Consider the following 20,001-nt stretch of genomic DNA (forward strand, 5'->3'; position numbering starts at 1 on the left):
CCAAACCTTTCGTCGAAACGCGAACTGGCGCGGCACCGGAGGGCGCCGCGCCAGGTCAGGGGACCCGATCAGGCCGACTTCTTGTCGTCGTCGTCGCGGACTTCCTCGAAGTCGGCGTCGACCACATCGTCATCCGCCTTCGGCTCGTCGGCGGCACCGGCTTCGGCACCTTCCTCGGCCTGGGCAGCCTGATACATGGCTTCGCCAAGCTTCATCGACACCTCGGCGAGCGCCTGGGTCTTGGCCTTGATGCCTTCCAGATCCTCGCCCTCGAGTGCGGACTTCAGATCGGCAATCGCGGTCTCGATCGCGCCCTTGTCCTCCGCCGAAACCTTGTCGCCATAGTCCTTCAGCGACTTCTCGGTGGAGTGGACCAGAGCCTCGCCCTGGTTGCGCGCCTCGACCAGCTCCTTGCGCTTCTTGTCCTCTTCCGCGTGGGCCTCGGCGTCCTTGACCATCTGGTCGATGTCAGCATCGCTGAGACCGCCCGAAGCCTGGATGCGGATCTGCTGCTCCTTGCCGGTGCCCTTGTCCTTGGCCGACACGTTGACGATGCCGTTGGCGTCGATGTCGAAGGCGACCTCGACCTGCGGCACGCCGCGCGGTGCCGGCGGGATGCCGACCAGATCGAACTGGCCAAGCAGCTTGTTGTCCGCGGCCATCTCGCGCTCACCCTGGAACACCCGGATGGTCACGGCGGTCTGGTTGTCTTCCGCGGTCGAGAAGGTCTGGCCCTTCTTGGTCGGGATCGTCGTGTTGCGGTCGATCAGACGGGTGAAGACACCACCCAGCGTCTCGATGCCGAGCGACAGCGGCGTGACGTCGAGCAGCAAGACGTCCTTGACATCGCCCTGAAGCACGCCGGCCTGGATCGCCGCGCCCATGGCCACGACCTCATCCGGGTTGACGCCCTTGTGCGGCTCCTTGCCGAAGAAGGCGCTGACCACTTCCTGGATCTTCGGCATGCGCGTCATGCCGCCGACGAGAACCACCTCATCGATCTGACCGGCGGCGATGCCGGCATCCTTGAGCGCGGCCTTGCACGGCTCGATGGTGCGCTGGACCAGATCGTCGACGATCGATTCGAACTTCGCCCGCGTCAGCTTCATGGTCAGGTGCTTCGGACCGGAGGCATCCGCCGTGATGAACGGCAGGTTGATCTCGGTCTGCGAGGCCGACGACAGCTCGATCTTGGCCTTCTCGGCAGCTTCCTTGAGGCGCTGCAGGGCGAGCTTGTCGGTCTTCAGGTCGATGCCCTGGTCCTTCTTGAACTCGGACGCGAAGTAGTCGACCAGACGCATGTCGAAGTCTTCACCGCCGAGGAAGGTGTCGCCATTGGTCGACTTCACCTCGAACACGCCGTCGCCGATCTCCAGCACCGACACGTCGAAGGTGCCGCCGCCAAGGTCATAGACCGCGATGGTCTTGCCGTCGTTCTTGTCGAGACCATAGGCGAGCGCGGCCGCGGTCGGCTCGTTGATGATGCGCAGCACCTCAAGGCCGGCGATCTTGCCCGCGTCCTTGGTGGCCTGACGCTGGGCGTCGTTGAAATAGGCCGGGACGGTGATCACCGCCTGGGTGACGCTCTCGCCAAGATAGCTCTCGGCGGTTTCCTTCATCTTCTGCAGGATGAAGGCGGAAGCCTGCGAGGGCGAATACTTCTGGCCGCCGGCCTCGACCCAGGCATCGCCATTGTCCGCCTTGACGATCTCGTAGGGAACGAGACCCTTGTCCTTGGCAACGGTCGGGTCGTCGTAGCGCCGACCGATCAGGCGCTTGACCGCGAACAGCGTGCCGGTCGGGTTGGTCACCGCCTGGCGCTTCGCCGGCTGGCCGACCAGCCGCTCGCCATCGTCGGAGAACGCCACCATCGACGGCGTGGTGCGCGCGCCTTCGGAGTTCTCAACGACCTTGGGTTCCTTGCCGTCCATCACGGCGATGCACGAGTTGGTCGTGCCGAGGTCGATACCAATGACCTTTGCCATATTGTCCTCTCTTTCCAGCAGACCGGTCAGACCCGTTGTGGCATCGGGCCGGCCCCTTTTCGATACGCATGACTTGTCCCCGCGAACGCCCGCATCCAATGCAGCTCCGCAGCAGAACGTGACCGCTATATAAGTGGCGCGCCGACACACCGCAAGGCTGCCGCGCCGCCTGCTTCAGGCGCCCCTGTTGTTGCATCGCAAAACAAACTCCCCTATCGAACGGGCGACACATTCTCCAGACCCTTGAGACCCTCGCATGCGGACGTCGGCCGGCAGGCCCGCCGCATGCGAACAGGAAAGCCCCGAACCCCATGACCTCAGCCTTTGCCTATCGCGACCAGTGGACCGGCAACATCCGCCGCGACCTCCTGTCCGGCCTGGTCGTGGCGCTGGCGCTCATTCCCGAAGCCATCGCCTTTTCGATCATCGCCGGCGTCGACCCGAAGGTCGGCCTCTACGCTTCCTTCTCCATCGCCGTGATCACCGCGATCACCGGCGGGCGTCCGGGCATGATCTCGGCGGCGACGGCCGCCACCGCCGTCCTGATGGTGACGCTGGTCAAGGACCACGGGCTGCAGTACCTGCTCGCCGCCACGGTGCTGGCCGGTCTGTTGCAGATCGGCGCCGGGCTCCTGCGGCTCGGTAATGTGATGCGCTTCGTCTCCCGCTCGGTGATGACCGGCTTCGTCAACGCGCTCGCCATCCTGATCTTCATGGCGCAGTTGCCGGAGCTGATCGGCGTGCCGTGGCTGACCTACGTGATGGTCGCCGCCGGCCTCGCGATCATCTATCTGTTCCCGTACCTGACCAAGGCGGTGCCCTCGCCGCTGATCTGCATCCTGATCCTCACCGCGGTGGCGATCGGCTTCGGCCTCGACGTGCGCACGGTCGGCGACATGGGCGAATTGCCCTCCACCCTGCCGATCTTCCTGATCCCCGACATTCCGCTCACCCTTGAGACGCTGCTGATCATCCTGCCCTATTCGGCGGGCGTCGCCGCCGTCGGCCTCCTGGAATCGCTGATGACCGCGAGCATCGTCGACGATCTCACCGACACCCCCAGCGACAAGAACCAGGAGTGCATCGGCCAGGGCATCGCCAACACCGCCACCGGCTTCATCGGCGGCATGGCCGGCTGCGCCATGATCGGCCAGTCGATGATCAACGTGAAATCGGGCGGTCGCGGCCGGCTCTCCACCTTTGCCGCCGGCGTGATCCTCCTGTTCCTGATCGTCGTGCTCGGCGACTGGGTGCGGCAGATCCCGATGCCCGCGCTGGTGGCGATCATGATCATGGTGTCGATCGGCACGTTCAGCTGGTCCTCGATCCGCGATCTGAAGGATCACCCGCGCTCCTCCTCCATCGTCATGCTGGCGACGGTGATCTGCGTCGTCGTCACCCACAACCTGGCCATCGGCGTCCTGGTCGGCGTGCTCCTGTCGAGCATCTTCTTCGCCTGGAAGATCGCCCAAATCTTCCGCGTCACCTCGACCCTGTCGGAGGATGGGCGCGCCCGCACCTATGTGGTGGAAGGCCAGGTGTTCTTCGCCTCGGCCGATGCGTTCACCGCCGCCTTCGACTTCCGCGAGGTGCTGGAGAAGGTCACCATCGACGTCAGCCGCGCGCATATCTGGGATATTTCCAGCGTTGCCGCGCTCGACATGATCGTGCTGAAATTCCGCCGCGAGGGCGCCGAGGTGGAGATCGTCGGCATCAACGAGGCGAGCGAGACCATCGTCGACAAGCTGGCCATCCACGACAAGCCCGGCGCGCTCGAACGACTGATGGGCCACTGAGACCGCCCCTCCGCGCCCGCTTCTCCCGAAGCGGGCCATTCACAAGACTGACGACAACCGGGCGACAGGCCGCCCAAGAGGACAGACAATGACCAAACTCATCGCCCTGGTCGACGGATCGGTCTATTCGCACAGCGTGTGCGACCATGCCGCCTGGATCGCCGGACGCACCGGCGCGGCGGTGGAAATCCTGCATGTGCTCAGCCCCCGGCAGGCCGCCGGGGGCGAGGCCAACCTGTCGGGCAACATCGCCCTTGGCGCACGCACCGCGCTCCTGCAGGAACTGTCCAGCCTCGACGAACAGATGGCCAAGCTGGCGCAGAAAAAGGGTCGGGCGATTCTGGAGGATGCCAAGGCGGTGGTCGAGGCGGCGGGCGCCGAGACGGTCACCACCCGGCTGCGCGCCGGCGACATCGTCGAGACCGTGACTGAGAGCGAGGCCGACGCGGCGCTGATCGTCATCGGCAAGCGCGGCGAGGCGGCGGATTTCGCCAAGCTGCATCTGGGTTCAAACCTGGAGCGGATCGTCCGCTCCAGCCACAAGCCGGTGTTCGTCACCTCCCGCGCCTTCCAGCCGATCGAGCGTTTCCTGATCGCCTTCGACGGTGGCCCGAGCGCACAGAAGGCGGTGGAGTATGTGGCCCGCAGCCCGCTGTTCGCCGGGCTCGACTGCCACCTGCTGATGGTCGGCGGCGAGAGCGCGGAGGCGCGCGCCAAGCTCGATGCGGCGCGGGCGACGCTGGAAGGCGGCGGCCTGTCGGTGACCGCGACGCTGATCCCGGGCCAGCCCGAAGCGGTGATCACCCGGACCGTGGAAGAAGAGAACATCGATCTGCTGATCATGGGCGCCTATGGGCACTCCAAGATCCGCACGCTGATCATCGGCTCGACCACGTCCGAGATGGTCCGCTCGTGCAAGACGCCGGTCTTGATGTTCCGCTGACGCGCGGAACCGCTGCCGGCGGCGGATCGCGCCGCCGGACATCTTCTCTTCAGCCGGTCACGCCGGCTGATTCACCATTGTCAGGGCGCGGGCAATCGTCTCCTCGTAGCGCACCAGCGGCGGCTTGATGCCGTGGGCGAACAGATCCTTGCGCAGATCGTGCGAGGTGCCGGTCAGGACCACCCGAACCCCGCGCCGCGTCGCCTTGCGCACCAACCCCTCGATGGTGTGCGCGGCGGTGGAATCGACAAAGGGCACCGCCGCGAAGTCGATCACCAGCGCCCGATGGGTGTCGGAAATCCGGTCGAGCACGGCCCCGATCGACGCCGCCGCACCGAAGAAGAACACCCCGGAAATCCGATAAACCACCACATTCGGATCCGCCGCATCCGCCTCGTCATAGGGCTGGCGTTCGCCATTGGCGTCGTCCGCCCGGTCTTCGGCGACAAACGGCGTGTGCGTATCGATCGCCGTGGTCTTCGACATGCGGTGGATGAACAGCACCGAGCCCAGCGCGAAGCCGACGATGATCGCCTCGGTCAGGTCGCGGAACACGGTCAGCAGGAAGGTGGCCAGCAGCACCGCCGCATCGCCGCGCGAAACCCGCAGCAAGGTGGCGAAGGCCTGCCGCTCGAACATGTTCCAGGCCACCACCAGCAGCACGCCGGCGAGACAGGCGAGCGGAATGAAACGAGCCAGCGGCGCGGCGACCAGCACGAACAGCAGGAGGAACAGCGAATGCAGCATGCCGGCGACCGGGCCATGGGCACCGGCGCGCACATTGGTCGCCGTGCGAGCGATGGTGCCGGTGACACAGAAGCCGCCGAACAGGCCGGAGGCGATATTGGCCACCCCCTGGCCGACCAGCTCGCAATTGGAACGGTGCCGGCGGCCGGTCATGCCATCGGCGACCACCGCCGAGAGCAGCGATTCAATCGACCCCAGGAGGGCGAAGGCCACCGCGCTCGGCAGCACGGCTATGACCTTGGCCATGTCCGGAACCGGCAGCGAGGGCAGCGGCAGACTGTCGGGAATGCCTCCGAACCGGCTGCCGATGGTGGCCACCGGCAGGTCGAACAGGGCAACGGCGGCTCCGGCGCCAACCACGGCAACCAGCATGCCCGGCGCGTTGGGGGACAGCCGTTTCAGACCGAGAATAACCCCGATGGTCGCCAGCGCCAGGGCGACGCTGGCCGGATCGAGGCTGGGCAAGGCCTGCCACAGCACCGGTAGCTTTTCCAGAAGAGGCCCGGGCTCGGGACCGGCCAGTGTCAGGCCAAACAGCTCCTTGATCTGGCTGGCGGCGATGATCACCGCGATGCCGGCGGTAAACCCGACGGTCACCGGATAGGGAATGAACTTGATGTAGGTGCCGAGCCGCAGGAACCCGACCACGATGAGGATCAGCCCGGAGAGGATGGTTGCCAGGATCAGTCCGTCCATCCCATGGAGCTGCACGGTGGTGGCGACCAGCACGATAAACGCCCCGGCCGGTCCGCCGATCTGGAACCGGCTGCCGCCAAGAGCAGAAACCAGAAAGCCGCCGATGATCGCCGTATAAAGACCGGCGGCGGGCGGCGCCCCGGAGGCGATGGCAATCGCCATGGACAGGGGAAGGGCGACAATGGCCACCGTCAATCCGGCAATCGCATCGGCGCGCAGGTTCGCCAATGTGTAGCCTTCCCGCAGGACGGTGATCAGCTTGGGGGTGAAAAGCTCGGCGAAGCTTGGTTCGGCGCGCTGCGGCGCCAGGGAATTCGTCGTGCTCATGACTGCTGGCGCCGGGCGCCGCAAAGCGTAAGGCTCATGGTCCGCTAAGATCCCGAAACAGGTCGTGCCCCGGCGGGCCGACGGCGCACCAGGGACAGACTCAGACGCAAGTGATGCCTCAAAGCATGCACATGCGCCCCCCCGCCGTCGAGGGGCGAGCGGCGGAAAGAGCGCAGATGGGACGTTATTGCGCGGCCACGCAGGCAAGATCCTCATCCGGCTGCCAGGTCAGCAGCGCGTCCGAGCCCTTGGTCCAGAAGACCACGCCGAACGGAGCTTCGTAGCGCGCGCCCGACGCGCTCCTGGTCAACACGCCGGCGACGGTGCGGTCGCCACGCTCCATGCGCACGCTCGGCCGCTCGGTATCGAAGAAGCTGGTGACGATCTCGTTCGCCGGATTGCCGCCACAGGTCCAGGAGGTGACCGCGGTCGGTTTCTCCAGCATGTAGCCTGCGACCAGCTCCCCTTCGCGGCGGCTGTAGGCATCCTCCACGCAGGACCGCAGATCGTCCGCCTTCCAGCACTCGTCGCGCCCCTTGACCCAGCCGCGCTGGGTCGCCTTCAGGAGTTTGAGCGCCTCGTCCGCCCCCGTGTCATAGGCTTTCACCGCCGTCACCGCCGCCGCATAGCGCGCCGTCAACCGGCGGTCGAGGCTTGCCAGGGCCGCATCCTCACACACCAGCTTTTCCGCGGAGCTGCCGGCCTTGGCGCAATCGAAGGACGGCCCCTCCTCCGCCTGAGCCGGCAGCGCCGCCCCGGCGATCAGCATGGGCAAGGAAAAGACCACGGCAAGGATAAAGGGGCGACGCATCGGGCTCTCCATCAGATGTTCGGCCCTGCCGGCGGTCGGCACGGGCTCCCAGTCTCGTTCTAGCGGGCGGTTGTGACGCAAATACGCCCACTCGGGGCGCTACTTCCTCTTCCCGAACCGCACCGGCACGGTGAAGGTCAGGGTCGGGCCGGCAATGCTCTCGGGGATGGCGGGAAAAGGCGAGGCGCGGCGGGCAAGCTTGCGCAATTCGCGATCAAGGGCGGCAACACCGGTCTTGCGCACCAGGCTCGCCCGTTTCACCCGGCCCGTGCGGTCGATGGTGATCTTCAGTTTGCCGACACCGTGCAAGGTGCCCGGCGTCGCACCGGGCGGGTAGCGTTTGTAGCGCTCCACCCGGCGCCGCAGCTTCAGCGCATAGGACGCCCTCTCGCCTTTCTTGCCCCCGGCCGCCGCGCGCTTGCCGGCGCCCACGTCGCCCTTGCGGGTGGAGACCTGCGCATCGCCGCGCCGGGAGGTACTGGCACGGGAGGCAGTCTTGCGCGGCGGCGCCTTCTCTGTTTCGCGAACAGGTTTGTGAACGGGGCGTTCGGGCGCCGGGCGCGGCAGCGGAGTTGTCTGAGGAGGTGTTGAGGTTTGCGCCATCTGCGCAACTCGCGTTGCGGCAGGATCAGGCAGAGCGTCCGTTGCAGGTTCTGAAGGAGCTTCCGGCACCTGTTGCGGCTCTGGCTGCGCCTCCGGCTCCGGCACGGGCGCGAGATCCGGGAGCGGCTCCGGTTCCGGCTGGGGCGCAGGTTTCGCCGGCGCTGCCGCCTCAGGACGAGGCTCCGAAGGCACGACCGAATCGGGCTCGGCCGCTCGCTCCGGTTCCGGCTGGCGCTCCGGCTCGGCTTGGGGCGTTTCCGGCTTCTCCTCGCCGGTCTCCGTCCCGGCGGTACGGTCCGCATCAGCACCGGCGGCACCCTCGCCAGCGTCTTCCAGAACCAGCACCGTCATCTCACCGGCGAGCGTGCCGCCGCTGTCCGTCTGGCCGGTGCCATCATCCGCCGTCGGCCAGAACACCGCCAGCCCGATGCCCAGATGCAGCAGCAGGGCGAGCACCAGCCCCACCCCCCAGGTCAGCGCCTCCCTCATCTTGTCCGGACCTCCAGCATGACGGCGCTGGCGCCGGCACCGCGCACCGCGCGGGCCAGCCGCAACACCTTGGCAAGATCCGCCCCGGCATCCGCCCGGATCGCCACGGGACGCGCTGGCCCCCCCTTCGACAGGTCGCCATCGGCCGAAATCCCATCGACAAGAGCGGTTGCCAGCGCCGCCAACACCGCCTCCTCGCCCAGAGCCGCGCCAAAGGCCACCTCTCCGGCCGCATCCACATGCAGTCGCAACACCGCCCGGGCCGGCTCGGTTTGCGTAGCCTCGGCCGGCGTCACGGTGATCTTCGCCCGCTCCTCCACACGGCCCATCAGCAACAGGAAGATCAACAGCAGAAAGACCACATTGATCAGCGGCAGCATCGGTTCCACCGGGCGCCGCCGCGCCTCCGGCGCGATCCTCATGGCACGGCCCTCATGGCATGACCCTCATGTCCTGGGCCTCATGGCACGACCCTCAAGGCTTTGCCTCCGGCTGCAGCGCGGCGCTCGCCGCGCCGGCCTCGCGCAGACGGTCCAGTGCATCGAGCCCCTGCTGCACGGCAACACCAGTGCCGATCCGCAGGACAATCGGCCGCTCGGCCGCAATCGCCGCCGCAATGCGCGCCTCATCTTCGGCCCCGCCGGCGAAACCGCCATCTTCGGCGAGACGCAGGATCAAGGGTTCGGTCTGGGGCGGCGTTGCCGCCGACCCGCCGCCGGCCAGCGGCAACAGCTGCAGCCGGTCGAAGCTGGAGACCAGCATGAAGAAGACGATCAGCAGGAAGATCACGTCGATCAGCGACGTCAGACCGACGCCGGGACGGCGCGCCCTGTCCTCCTCCAGCCTCACTGCGCCGCCGCCTGCCGGGCGGCTTCCGCCTTCGCCGGCTCAGTGACCGCATGCGGCGGTTCCGGTTCGGTCTCCAGCGCCTCGGTCGCCGCGACCTCCAACCGGAAGCGGAACCGGTCGACCAGAGCGTCGAGCAGGGCATGCAGCGCCAGCGCCAGAAGGGCGATCACCATGCCCGCCGCCGTGGTGATCAGCGCTTCCCAGATGCCGCCGGCAAGATCCGCCGGTTTTACCGCCTCTCCGGAGGACTGCATCGCCTGAAAGGCGTCGATCATGCCGAGCACCGTGCCGAGCAGCCCCAGCAGCGGCGCGGTGGTGACGATCAGCTCCAGCAGGCGAAAGCCGGTGCGCGCCTGGCGCAGATAGCCGCGCGCCAGAAGGGCCGCCTCCTCCGCAACCAGCGCGCGGTCGTCGCCGCGCAGCAGCCGGCGACGCAGATGGGCGGCAAGGCTTGCCGCCGCGCCGTGACCGGAGGCCGGGTCCTGAAAGGGGCGAAGCGCGGCAAGGCGCAGGACCGAGACGATGGCCGCCATCAGCGCGGCAACGGACAGGGCGAAGAGCGCCGCCATGGTCCAGCCGCCCCGGTCGAGCAACAACGCCGCCGCCGCGCCGAGCTGATCCATCAGGGCGCTGCTCACGAGGCCTCTCCCTCATGGCCCGGATTGTCGGCGTCCATCTCCTCTGCATGCTGTCCGCTGCGGTCGAACACCGCCTGCCAGTCCCGCGCCCAGACAAGGCGGGCCGCATCGCCGGTGCTTTCCGCAGCACGGGCGATCTGGCGCAAGGTGTTGCGCAGGCCGATGCGCCCGGTCCGGGTCGTCGGTTCGGTGAAGGAGGCGGGATCCTCGCTGGCGACACAGGCAGCCAGCACCGCGCCGCGCACCGCCAGATACCCGTCCGGCCCATAGGCGGCCAGCAGCTCCTCGAACGCCGCCTGCCGGGAGGCGTCATAGGCAATGTCCTCGCCCGCCGGCCCCGCCACCGGACTTGCCGGGTGCAGATAGGCGCAAGGCACGAATCCCTCCGGCACGGGGATATTGGCCGAATGGCTCCTCCCACTCTTCAGCAGCTTGGGTAGGACATGGGTGTGCGGCCCGTCCGGCGATACCCCGCCGGTCGCCGGTCCGCCGATCTTCTGATAGACCTCGACCCGGCCGAGCCGGGAGATCACCACCCGGTGCGGGTGCGCCTCAAGGATCGCCGCCATCGCCGCATTGCCCGGCGCCATCACGGAGGTGCCTGCACCTGCGCGCAAGGTGGCGACCAGCTCCGGATCCCGGGTGCGGATGCAGAAATCCACCTGCAACTGCCCCAGCCCCATGTCGAACAGCAGCGCGCCCCGGTCCTCGGCACGCAAGGCGTCCTCATCAGGCCCCAGTTCCGTCAGGACACTGCGCCCGGACATGGCCGCCTGCGGCGCGGGCAGGCACAGCGCCAGCCCAAGCCCCCAGCGATGGGCGCGCGGGCTCAGGGTCTCGTAAGCCAAGGCGTGCGCGCCGGCCAGCGCCGCACCGTCAAGGCGGATGCCGCCCTTCTCGCTCACCCGGGTGAGCTTTTCGGGGGCATCGACAAGGCGGATGTCGTCCGGCCGCTGGTGAAACTCGCCGATCGCGCCGAAGGAGCCGATGCTCCAGCCGGCGTCGATATCGCGCAAGGCAGCGCTCAGGTGATCATGCAATGCGCGGCAGGCAGCATTCATTTCCCTCTCCTTCTTCCTCGATTGGCGTGACTTCGGAGGTTTGTGCGGAGGCAGATGGGGCAAGCCCCTCCGGCACCACGGCGAAGCCGCCGCCGATGGTAAGCGGACGCACGGCAATGCCGTAGACCCGTGCCATGCGGTCGGCCGTCATCACCTCTTCCGGCGCGCCATCGGCGACGAGCCGCGCCCGGTCCATCAGCAGCAACCGGTCGCACCAGCGGCTGGCAAGGGTGAGATCATGCAAGGACACGAGCACGCTGCGCCCACCGGCGACAATGTCGCGAAACATCTGCATCAGGGCGATCTGATGCGCCGGATCGAGCCCGCTCGCCGGCTCGTCGGCGATCAGCACCTCCGGGTCCTGCGCCAGCATGCGGGCGATCAGCACCCGCGCCTGCTCGCCGCCGGACAAGGTATCGAAGGCACGTTCCGCGAAACCGTCCACCGACATGGCCGCAAGCGCCTCGGCAACCTTGCGCCGATCCACCGCCGAAGGCCCGGCAAAGCGGCCCTGATGCGGAAGACGCGCCAGCATCACCACGTCGCGGCAGGCGAGCGGCCAGTGCACCATGCGCTCCTGCGGCATGAAGGCGAGCGCCCGCGCCCGGCGCGCCGGGCTCATTGCCGCCAGATCCTCGCCGTTCCAGACCGCTGTGCCGCTGGCCGGCAGCAGGCCGGCGATGGCCCGCATCAGGGTCGATTTCCCTGCGCCATTGGGGCCGATCAGGCCAATGAGCTGCGGCCGGGGGGCGGCAAAGGAAACGCTATCGACGGTCAGCCGGTCGCCGCGCCGCACCGTGATCCGATCACACACCAGCCCGCTCATGCCGCCCTCCTTTTCAGTCCGAGCAACAGCCACAGAAAGAACGGCGCGCCGATGATCGCGGTGACGACGCCCAGCTTCAGATCCCGTCCCGGCAGGATCACCCGCACGAGAAGATCGGCGGCGAGCAGGAACGCGGCCCCGCCGAGCGCGCTGACCGGCAGGAGCCGGCCGGGCCGATGACCGACCAGCGGACGGAGCAGATGGGGAACGATCAGGCCGACAAAGCCGATGGCGCCGCTGACGGCGGTGGCCGCGCCAACCCCGAGCGCGGTGCCCAGCACCGCCAGCGCCCGGGTCCGGCCCATGCGGATGCCGAGGCTGCGGGCCACCTCCTGCCCGAGACTAAGCGCCTCCAGCGCCCGGCCGGTCATAAAGAGCAGCCCGGCGCCCACGAGAATGAACGGCCCGGCAAGCCCCACATGAACCATGCTGCGATCGGTCAACGAGCCGAGCATCCAGAAGACGATTTCCATCGCCGCGAACGGGTTGGGCGAGAGGTTCAGCACCAGCGAGGTCAGGGCGCCGGCCAGCGAGGTCAAGGCGACGCCGGCAAGGATCAAGGTCAGGATCTCAGCCGAGCGGCCAACCAGCGCCTGTAGCAGCACAACGGAGAGCAACGCACCGACAAGGGCGCTGAGCGGCAAGGCATAGGCATGGACCGCGACCAGACCGCCATGGATCGCCAGCACCGCGCCCAGCGAAGCCGAGGCGGAGACGCCAAGAAGCCCGGGTTCTGCCAACGGATTGCGCAACAGCCCCTGCAACACCGCGCCGGACAGACCGAGGATTGCCCCGACCATCAACCCGAGCAAGGCGCGGGGGAGGCGGATTTCGGCCATGATCAACCGGTCGGCGGCGCTGCCGCCGGTGAGAGTGGAAACCGGATCGATCCAGACCTGACCAACCGCCAGCGACAGAAAGAACAGCCCGGCGACCAGAGCGGCCAGACCGGCGACAAGCAGGGGAAAGCGGAGGCCCCGCCGCCCGCCGGTCATGATCCGCCTCCAGGCACTGCGGCGACCAGCGCCGCGACCGCTTCCACGGTGAAGGGGGCGCCGCAGATCCAGTAGCGGTCATCCGACCAGAGCCGGCGTTCCGGTCCGAACCATTTTTGCAAGGCCGGATGGGTCAGGATCTCGCCGGAGCGCGCCGGGGTGGCGGTCCAGCGGCGCCAGGACATCACATAGTCCGGATTGGCGACAATCAGGCTTTCCAGCGGCAGGCGCGTTGCCCCGGACAAGCCGAGCTCGGTGCCCAGATGACGAAAGCCGGCGGCCGTGACGATCTCAGCTTCCAGCGTGCCGCCGCCGGTGGTGTAGCTGTTTGCGGCATAGGAGCCGAGCACCGGGCGGCGCGTGTCCCGCGTACCTGTCCGCAGCCGCGCCAGTTCCCGGTCGAAGGTGGCGGCGAGCGCCCGTGCCCGCTCCTCGCGCTGCAACAGCGCGCCCATCCGCGTCAGATTTTCGCGAATATCGGCAAAGCTGCGGGCCGGGGCGAACTCCGCGACCCGCACGCCGAGCCGCTTCAGGAGATTGACCGTCGCCCGGGTGGTGTAGGTGCCGGCGATCACCAGATCCGGGTCAAGACGCAGGATTTCCTCCGCCAGACCGTGATTGCGCGGCAGGGCGCGGGCGCGGGCGCTGAGGACCGAGACGGTTTCATCGGAGGCCAGATGGGACAGCGCCCGGAGCTGCCCGGGCGCGGCCACCAGCAGGGCGAGCTGGTCGGTACACAGATTCATCGACACCACCCGCTCTGGCGGCGGGCCGACTTCTCCGGAGCCCCCGGCCACCCCGGCCGACTCGCCAGCCCAAACACCGGCGCCGGAGAGCGCAAGCAGGACGGCGGCAAGCAGGGAGGCGGCCGGGCTGCTCATCAGAAGGTGCCCTTGAGGCCGACGAAGGCGGTCAGCCCTTGCGTATTATAGCCATAGACCTCCTGGTAGTCCTGATCGAACAGATTTTCCACCCGGCCGAACAGCTGCACGTGATCGCTCAGTTGGTAATCGGCACCGACATTGACCAGCCAGTACTGATCGAGGGTAACCCGGGTCCAGGGCGTCGAGGGGATGAACTCCAGATCCTGCATCCGGCCGTTGTAGACCGCATCGAGGAACAGGTTGCCCCGCCCCTCGTCGAAGCCATAGACGAGACCGAGCGAGCCGGAATGACGCGGCCGGCGCACCTCCTCCAGCCCGGACGGCTCGGTCGCATCGAGATAGGTGTAGCTCACCTTGGCATGCAGGTTTTCCGTGAGGTCGACGCCGAGCGCCACTTCCACGCCCTGGCGCCGGCTGGTGCCGTCGAGGTTGACGGGAGTGCTGACCCAGCCGGGCAGGTAGCGGGTCTGGATTTCATCCTCCAGCCGCTCGTTGAAATAGGTGACATCGGCGACCAGCCGGTCCTCCCAGAACTTCTGTTCGATGCCGATGTCCCAGCCGAAGTTCTTCTCCGGCCGCAGGTTCGGATTGCCGATGAAGGAGGAGGGAATGAAGCCGAACTGCTCGAAGAAGGTCGGGTTGGTGACGCCGGTGCCGATCGAGGCGTGGAACCGGGTTCCCGTCTCCGGCACCAGATAGGCGGCGCTGGCACTGTAGGTCAGGGCATTCTTGAAGTCGTCGTTCTGGTCGAAGCGCAGCGCCCCGCTGATGAACAGATTGTCGTAGAACTCGCCCCGGTATTCCGCCACATAGCCGAAAAGATCGCGGCTGCGGGTCGGCACCTGCGAGGGGGTGCCGGGATGGGTATTGCGGAAGGTCTCCTGTTCCCATTCCACGGCGCCGGTCAGACTGTGCGCGGCGGAGAGAAACTCCGGCGTCTCGAAGGCGAAGGTGCCCTGATAGCTGGCATGATAGCGGCGGTCGTGGTTGCCGTTTTCGCTGCCGCTGCCATAGCCGCGCCGCTCCACATCGGTCAGCTCGAACCGGGTCTTCTGAACGAACCGGTCCTCGAACAGCGACCAGGAGGCGCCGACCCCACCAGAAAACTCACGGGTGGCATTGTAGCCGGGCGTATCGATCACCTGCCCCTCGGTCGGGGTCGGCGGGAATCTGTAGTCCTGATCGTCCGTGTCGGACTTGCGGTCGACATAGCGCAGGTTGGCATCGAGCCGGAAGGTTTCCGACAGGTCCCAGGCGCCCTTGCCGTAGAGGTTCAGGTTCCGGTCGCCATCCTTTTCCGAGCCGTAGTCGGACAGGTTGAATCCGTCGGTACGCCGGAAGGCGCCGGACAGGGCCAGATCGAAATTCTCGCCGCCACCGCGCAGATCGACGGCACCAAGCCAGGTGCGGTCGGTGCCGACCTCGGTGCGGCCGCTGACCTCGTAACCGTCACGAACACCGCCCTTGGTGATGATATGGATCACACCGGAGGCGGCATTGGAGCCATAAAGCGCGCTTTGCGGCCCGCGCAGCACCTCGATCCGCTCCACATCGGCGACCTGCAGGCCGCCAAAGTCGAACTCGCCGCTGGAGGAGGAGGAGACCTCGACCCCGTCGATCAGCACCAGCACGTGATTGGCTTCCGAGCCGCGCAGACGGACCTGGGTCAGGCCGCCGACCGAGCCGGTGCGCGAGACGGAAACGCCCGGCACCTTGCGCAAGGCGTCGGCGAGGTAGCGGGTCTGGCTCCGCTCCAGATCCTCGCCGGTGATCACCGTATAGGCCCGGCCGACCTTTTCCGCGCCAAGCGGCGTGCGCCCGGCGGAGACCACCACCTCTTCCAGTTCCAGATCCTGCGCCAGCGCCGGCGCCGTCGCGGCACAGAATAGTCCCAGTCCAAACATGCCGATCCGGCAGGCAGTTGCAGTCATCCTGACACACCCCAGGTGTTTGCCGGAGCACCTTTTGGCGTCTCCGGACATCACGTGTTCCAGGTCCCGGATGGCAGAGCGCACGGTTTGCCGCGCGCGAACACCTTGTGGGGTCACCGTGCGAGCGAAACCGAGGCCCCGCCAGGCGGGTCCTGATTTTCGGGTGTCACCTCAACGGAAAGCCGCACCTCGACACACCCCGTATCGAAGGTCGGGTGACCGAGAGCGGCAGGTCTCCTGGCTTGCGGGTCAGAGCCGGGCATCCACCTTCCCAACACCATGCCAAGGCAGGTGTCAGTGGCCTTTTCAGATGCCGGCTATCCGCTCACAGTTGCGGGGGCAGCCACGGTTTTGGCCCCTGATGGGTACGCCTCACCGTGTTCCCTATTCATCCGTTTTTACGGAACCACTCTCAAGGGTTAACTATGTCCTAACCCGCAAGGGGGCGTCAATGCGGCCAAACGAAGACCTTGAAAGATATACACGTCAAACGGGCGGCGCCTCCCGGGTTGCCTGTGGCAGGACGAAGGGCATTCCGCGCGCCGGCAGCGCCCCCACCCGCAAGGGATGGTCGAAGGCCTCGGAGATCAACTCGTCCCGCAACACCGCATCCGGCGGACCGTCCGCCAAGAGGCGGCCCGATTTCATCACCAGCAACCGGTCGGCGAACATCGCCGTCAGATTCAGATCATGCATCACCGCGACGACACCGCCGCCGCGCGCGGCGAAATCTGCGGCAATGCGCATGATCAGGATCTGGTGGCGGATATCGAGGCTCGACACCGGCTCATCGAGGAAGAGCCAGCGGGCGGTTCCCTCGCAGCTGGGTTCCCAGACCTGGCACAGCACCCGGGCGAGCTGGACCCGCTGCTGCTCGCCGCCGGACAGGCTTTGGTAGGCCCGACCCTCGAAGCCGGCAAGGTCGACCCGCCTCAGGGCGGCATGCACCCGGGCGTCCCGGCCCGGCCCAGATCCGGCAGGAGACAGCAGACCGAGCCGCACCACCTCCATCACGCTCAGGGGGAAGGACAGGCTGGTGTGCTGCGGCAGCACACCGCGCAAGGCGGCCAGTTCCGCCGGCGTCAGCGCCGACAACGGCGCGCCGTTGATCCGCACAAGGCCGGCATGGGCCACCTCCCCGGTCACCGCCCGCATCACCGTGCTCTTGCCGGACCCGTTCGGCCCGACGATCGCCGTGAGGGTGCCGGCGGGAACCGAAAAGCCGACACCGGAGACAATCCGCGTGCCGGACAGGGTGACGGCGAGGTCGCGCACCTCCAGCCGGCTCCGGTCCTCCGTCGTTTCAACAGTCTCGGGCATCGCAAGGGTCTCTGGCTTCATAGGGAGGTCAGGCCTTTCCGCCGCAGCAGGATCCACAGGAAGAACGGCGCTCCGGCAAGCGCCGTGACGATGCCGATGGGCAATTCGGCCGGAGCGACGATGGTCCGGCTCACCGTATCGGCGAGGATCAGCAGGCTGGCGCCGAGCAAGGCGCAGGCCGGCAGGAGATAGCGATGATCCGGACCGATGGTCAGACGCAGGAGATGCGGCACGACGATGCCGACGAAGCCGATGCCGCCGCTGACGGCAACCGCCGCGCCGGTGGCGGCGGCAACGGCGACGATGGCCACGGTCTTCAGCCGCTGCACCCGGACGCCGATGTGGCTCGCCGCCGCCTCGCCCAGCACCAGCGCGTTGAGCCCGCCGGCGAGAAACGGCACCGCCGCCAGCACCAGCGCGATCACCGGGCCGGCGGCCAGGATCTTGTCCCAATTGGCGCCGGCGAGCGACCCGAGGCCCCAGAAGGTCAGGTCGCGCAATTGCCGGTCATCGGCGACATAGACCAGCAGTCCGGTCAGCGCTCCGGCCAGCGCGCCGAGGGCGATGCCGGCCAGCAGCATGGTCGGGATCGAGGTCATGCCACCGCGCGTGCCGATGCGGTAAAGGGCGAAGGTGGTCACAAGACCGCCGAAAAACGCGGCGACCGGCAGGGCATAGATGCCGGCAAGGGCGACCACCGGCGCCAGCGCCCCGCCGCCGAGCACGATCAGCCCAGCGGCGGCGAGCCCCGCGCCGGCGGAGACGCCAACGATGCCGGGATCGGCCAGCGGGTTGCGGAAGATCCCCTGCATGACCGCGCCGGAGACGGCAAGCGCGGCCCCGACCAACGCCCCGAGCAGCACCCGGGGCAGGCGCACCTCGGTGAGCACAATCCGGTCGCGCAAGTCGGTGGCGGTGAGTGCGTCCCGCCCCTCCACCCAGGAACCAAGCGCCGACAACACCGGGATGTCCAGCGCCCCGGTCGCCAGCGAGAACAACGCGGTGCCGGCCAGAGCCACGGCCAGGGCGGCGATCACCGCCCGGGCCATCGGGCCGCGATCGCCGGCGCGGGCGGCGGCGCGCCAGCCGCCAGCGGGACGTTCCAGAACGGTTTCGCTCATGATCGGCCGTTCCCTCTTGTCAAAGACCGTAGTCGGTGAGCGCGGCGGAAAGATCCCCGACCGCTGCGGCGGTGCGCGGACCGAAGCCGAGCAGGTAGAGCCCATCCATGCGGATCAACCGCCGATTTTCCCCGGCAGGCGTGCGGGCGATTCCCGGATGGGCCAGCACCTCCGCCTCCCCGGTCTGATGGTCGCCGCCCCGGCTGATCATCAGGATCACATCCGGCGCTGCGGCCATCGCCGCCTCATCGCTGATCTGCTTGTAGCCGGAAAGCCCCTCGATGGCGTTGCGGGCGCCGGCCAGGCGAATCACCCCAGCGGCGGCCGTCTCGTCGCCGGCAGCGAGAATGCGCCCGCCGCTGAGCGAGAGGATGAACAACACCCGCGCCTCGCGCCCACGAGCTTTGGCCTCGGCGGTCGCCGCCTGAAGCTCTGCCTCGATCCGCCGTATCAGCTCAGCGCCCTTTTCCGGCACGCCCAGCGCGGTGCTCACCCGGCGCACCTTCTCCGCGATGCCGGCCGCGTCGAAGCGTTCCGGCACGGTGACGAAATCGACCCCTGCGCCCTTCAGCACGGCAAGCGCCTCCGGCGGGCCGCTGCCCTCGATTGCCAGGATGGCATCGGGCTTCACCGACAGCACCCCTTCCGGCGACAGGGCGCGCATGTAGCCGACATCGGGCAGGGCTTCCGCCGCCGGCGGATATCCGCTGGTGGTGTCGCGGGCAACCAGCCGGCCTTCCTCGCCCAGCGCATGGACGATCTCGGTCACCGCACCGCCAATGGAGACGATCCGCCGGGCATCCTGGAGGGCCGCCGTCTCGGCTCGGGCCGCACCGGCGGCAAGGATCAGAGCCAGAACGAGGGGCGCGGCGGTCCGTGTAAGCATGAGCAAGAGGATTGGCATGGCGGACCTCACTGCGCGGGAACCAGCGACAGGCGGGGCAGGTTCTCCACCAGCGCGCGCCAGTCGCCGCGTTCGTCCGCACCTTCCTTGCGCAGGCCGAAGAACTGGATCACCAGCGTGCCGTCCGCGTCATAGGCCTCGATGGAGGTGACATGCCCCTCGGCCGTCGGCTTGCGCACCGCCCAGGCCTCGTGAATCTGATCGGTGCGCAGATGCAGATGAAAGCCCGGATCCATCACGTTGATCCACGGCCCGCGCAGCGCCACGGTCTCCACCGGACCGGAATGGATCTGGATACAGCCACGGCTGCCGACGAAGCACATGATCGGCAGCTTCTCGTTGGCGGCAAGGCGCAGGGTGGCGGAGACCGCATCGGGCTGCAACTGCCAGGCATGAGGCTCGCCGGCCAGTTCCAGCGCGTCCAGCCGGTGCAACTTGAACTTGCGCAAGAGGCCATGGAACTGGTGCGGATCGGTCATCGCCGCCCAGCTGGCGCGCAAGGATGTGCGCACGGAGGTATCCAGCGGCGGCCGGACAGGCAGCACCGCCGGTTCCGGGCGAACGCCAAGGCCGGGCGTCTGGTCCTCGGCAAGATGGCTTGTCACCAGCGCGTCCCAGGCGGCGATATCCGTCGCCTCGCGGGCATGGATCTTGTGGACCGCATCGCCATGCCGGTCGAAGACCTGCAGGCTGCGGCGCACCGACCCATCCTGCTGCGGCCGCTCGACGGCAAAGCCATGGACCCAATGGGAGGGAAACATGCGCATGTCGATGTCGGCGCCAAGCATCATCGCCGCCATCTTGCCATCGATGAACCGGTCGTAGACGCCAACCTTTTCATGCACGGCGCTTTCGTTGCGGGTCAGCGCCAGCACCTCGCCCACCGCCTCCAGCGCGGGAAACAGCGTGTCGAAGCGCACGTCGATGCGGCGCACGGTCTCGCCGCAGAACGCGGCCACCAGCTCCGCCTCGCTGATGCCCATCATTTTGGCCAGGTCGCGCTCGCGCATCTTCGGATTGCCATCGCGCATCCGCCGGATCTGATCGATGTCGAAAGAGGTGTCTGTCATAGCCA

18 protein-coding genes and 1 riboswitch are annotated in these 20,001 nt (G+C 67.7%); of the genes, 2 read left to right on the top strand and 16 right to left on the bottom strand.

What is annotated here, in order from left to right; all coding sequences use genetic code 11:
• Nucleotides 1–68: 68 nt before the first annotated feature.
• A complete protein-coding gene (gene dnaK, locus LC062_RS19415; protein WP_224912661.1) occupies nucleotides 69–1,985 on the bottom strand; it encodes a molecular chaperone DnaK in 1,917 nt (638 codons plus the stop codon).
• A 311-nt stretch (nucleotides 1,986–2,296) separates the two neighbouring features.
• Here dnaK and LC062_RS19420 point away from each other — a divergent pair, with 311 nt between their 5' ends.
• Nucleotides 2,297–3,781, top strand: coding sequence for a SulP family inorganic anion transporter (locus LC062_RS19420; RefSeq protein WP_224912662.1), 1,485 nt, complete (start codon nucleotides 2,297–2,299; stop codon nucleotides 3,779–3,781).
• Nucleotides 3,782–3,869: 88 nt separating this feature from the next.
• Entirely contained in the window at nucleotides 3,870–4,724 is an 855-nt protein-coding gene (locus LC062_RS19425; protein WP_224912663.1) for a universal stress protein, read from the top strand.
• Nucleotides 4,725–4,781: 57 nt separating this feature from the next.
• Here LC062_RS19425 and LC062_RS19430 read toward each other — a convergent pair whose 3' ends face one another.
• The 15 genes from LC062_RS19430 to LC062_RS19500 all read right to left on the bottom strand — a co-directional run bounded on the left by LC062_RS19430 (nucleotide 4,782) and on the right by LC062_RS19500 (nucleotide 19,996).
• Nucleotides 4,782–6,494: a SulP family inorganic anion transporter gene (locus LC062_RS19430; RefSeq protein ID WP_224912664.1), complete on the bottom strand. Its 1,713-nt coding sequence runs from the start codon at nucleotides 6,492–6,494 to the stop codon at nucleotides 4,782–4,784.
• 184 nt (nucleotides 6,495–6,678) lie between these two features.
• Nucleotides 6,679–7,305: an MliC family protein gene (locus LC062_RS19435; RefSeq protein WP_224912665.1), complete on the bottom strand. Its 627-nt coding sequence runs from the start codon at nucleotides 7,303–7,305 to the stop codon at nucleotides 6,679–6,681.
• A 99-nt stretch (nucleotides 7,306–7,404) separates the two neighbouring features.
• Nucleotides 7,405–8,397 carry an energy transducer TonB family protein gene (locus LC062_RS19440; protein ID WP_224912666.1) on the bottom strand — a complete coding sequence of 331 codons (993 nt, stop codon included), beginning with the start codon at nucleotides 8,395–8,397 and terminating at the stop codon, nucleotides 7,405–7,407.
• Complete coding sequence (locus LC062_RS19445; RefSeq protein WP_224912667.1) at nucleotides 8,394–8,819, bottom strand: biopolymer transporter ExbD; 426 nt, start codon at nucleotides 8,817–8,819, stop codon at nucleotides 8,394–8,396. Before LC062_RS19445 ends, LC062_RS19440 begins: the two co-directional genes overlap by 4 nt.
• A 52-nt stretch (nucleotides 8,820–8,871) precedes the next feature.
• Nucleotides 8,872–9,246: an ExbD/TolR family protein gene (locus tag LC062_RS19450; RefSeq protein WP_224912668.1), complete on the bottom strand. Its 375-nt coding sequence runs from the start codon at nucleotides 9,244–9,246 to the stop codon at nucleotides 8,872–8,874.
• Nucleotides 9,243–9,884: a MotA/TolQ/ExbB proton channel family protein gene (locus tag LC062_RS19455; RefSeq protein WP_224912669.1), complete on the bottom strand. Its 642-nt coding sequence runs from the start codon at nucleotides 9,882–9,884 to the stop codon at nucleotides 9,243–9,245. Before LC062_RS19455 ends, LC062_RS19450 begins: the two co-directional genes overlap by 4 nt.
• Nucleotides 9,881–10,945, bottom strand: a complete 1,065-nt coding sequence (locus tag LC062_RS19460; protein ID WP_224912670.1) for a DUF6925 family protein — start codon at nucleotides 10,943–10,945, stop codon at nucleotides 9,881–9,883. Before LC062_RS19460 ends, LC062_RS19455 begins: the two co-directional genes overlap by 4 nt.
• The gene (locus LC062_RS19465; protein ID WP_224912671.1) at nucleotides 10,917–11,771 is read right to left on the bottom strand and encodes an ABC transporter ATP-binding protein; all 855 of its coding nucleotides are present in this window, start codon (nucleotides 11,769–11,771) and stop codon (nucleotides 10,917–10,919) included. The genes LC062_RS19460 and LC062_RS19465 overlap by 29 nt, the downstream gene beginning before the upstream one ends.
• Nucleotides 11,768–12,766: a FecCD family ABC transporter permease gene (locus LC062_RS19470; protein ID WP_224912672.1), complete on the bottom strand. Its 999-nt coding sequence runs from the start codon at nucleotides 12,764–12,766 to the stop codon at nucleotides 11,768–11,770. Before LC062_RS19470 ends, LC062_RS19465 begins: the two co-directional genes overlap by 4 nt.
• Nucleotides 12,763–13,647 (bottom strand): ABC transporter substrate-binding protein, encoded by an 885-nt coding sequence (locus LC062_RS19475; protein ID WP_224912673.1) that lies wholly within the window; start codon nucleotides 13,645–13,647, stop codon nucleotides 12,763–12,765. Before LC062_RS19475 ends, LC062_RS19470 begins: the two co-directional genes overlap by 4 nt.
• Nucleotides 13,647–15,581 (bottom strand): TonB-dependent receptor plug domain-containing protein, encoded by a 1,935-nt coding sequence (locus LC062_RS19480; protein WP_224912674.1) that lies wholly within the window; start codon nucleotides 15,579–15,581, stop codon nucleotides 13,647–13,649. The genes LC062_RS19475 and LC062_RS19480 overlap by 1 nt, the downstream gene beginning before the upstream one ends.
• Before the next feature lie 210 nt (nucleotides 15,582–15,791).
• Nucleotides 15,792–16,007: riboswitch (cobalamin riboswitch) on the bottom strand.
• Nucleotides 16,008–16,067: 60 nt separating this feature from the next.
• Nucleotides 16,068–16,901 (bottom strand): heme ABC transporter ATP-binding protein, encoded by an 834-nt coding sequence (locus LC062_RS19485; RefSeq protein WP_224912675.1) that lies wholly within the window; start codon nucleotides 16,899–16,901, stop codon nucleotides 16,068–16,070.
• A 17-nt stretch (nucleotides 16,902–16,918) separates the two neighbouring features.
• Entirely contained in the window at nucleotides 16,919–18,022 is a 1,104-nt protein-coding gene (locus LC062_RS19490) for a FecCD family ABC transporter permease (protein ID WP_224912676.1), read from the bottom strand.
• 19 nt (nucleotides 18,023–18,041) lie between these two features.
• Nucleotides 18,042–18,908, bottom strand: coding sequence for a heme/hemin ABC transporter substrate-binding protein (locus tag LC062_RS19495; RefSeq protein WP_224912677.1), 867 nt, complete (start codon nucleotides 18,906–18,908; stop codon nucleotides 18,042–18,044).
• A 26-nt stretch (nucleotides 18,909–18,934) separates the two neighbouring features.
• Nucleotides 18,935–19,996 (bottom strand): hemin-degrading factor, encoded by a 1,062-nt coding sequence (locus tag LC062_RS19500; RefSeq protein WP_224912678.1) that lies wholly within the window; start codon nucleotides 19,994–19,996, stop codon nucleotides 18,935–18,937.
• Between the last annotated feature and the right edge of the window lie 5 nt (nucleotides 19,997–20,001).

The organism is Stappia indica, assembly GCF_020177335.1.
GTDB classification, from domain to species: Bacteria; Pseudomonadota; Alphaproteobacteria; order Rhizobiales; family Stappiaceae; genus Stappia; species Stappia indica_B.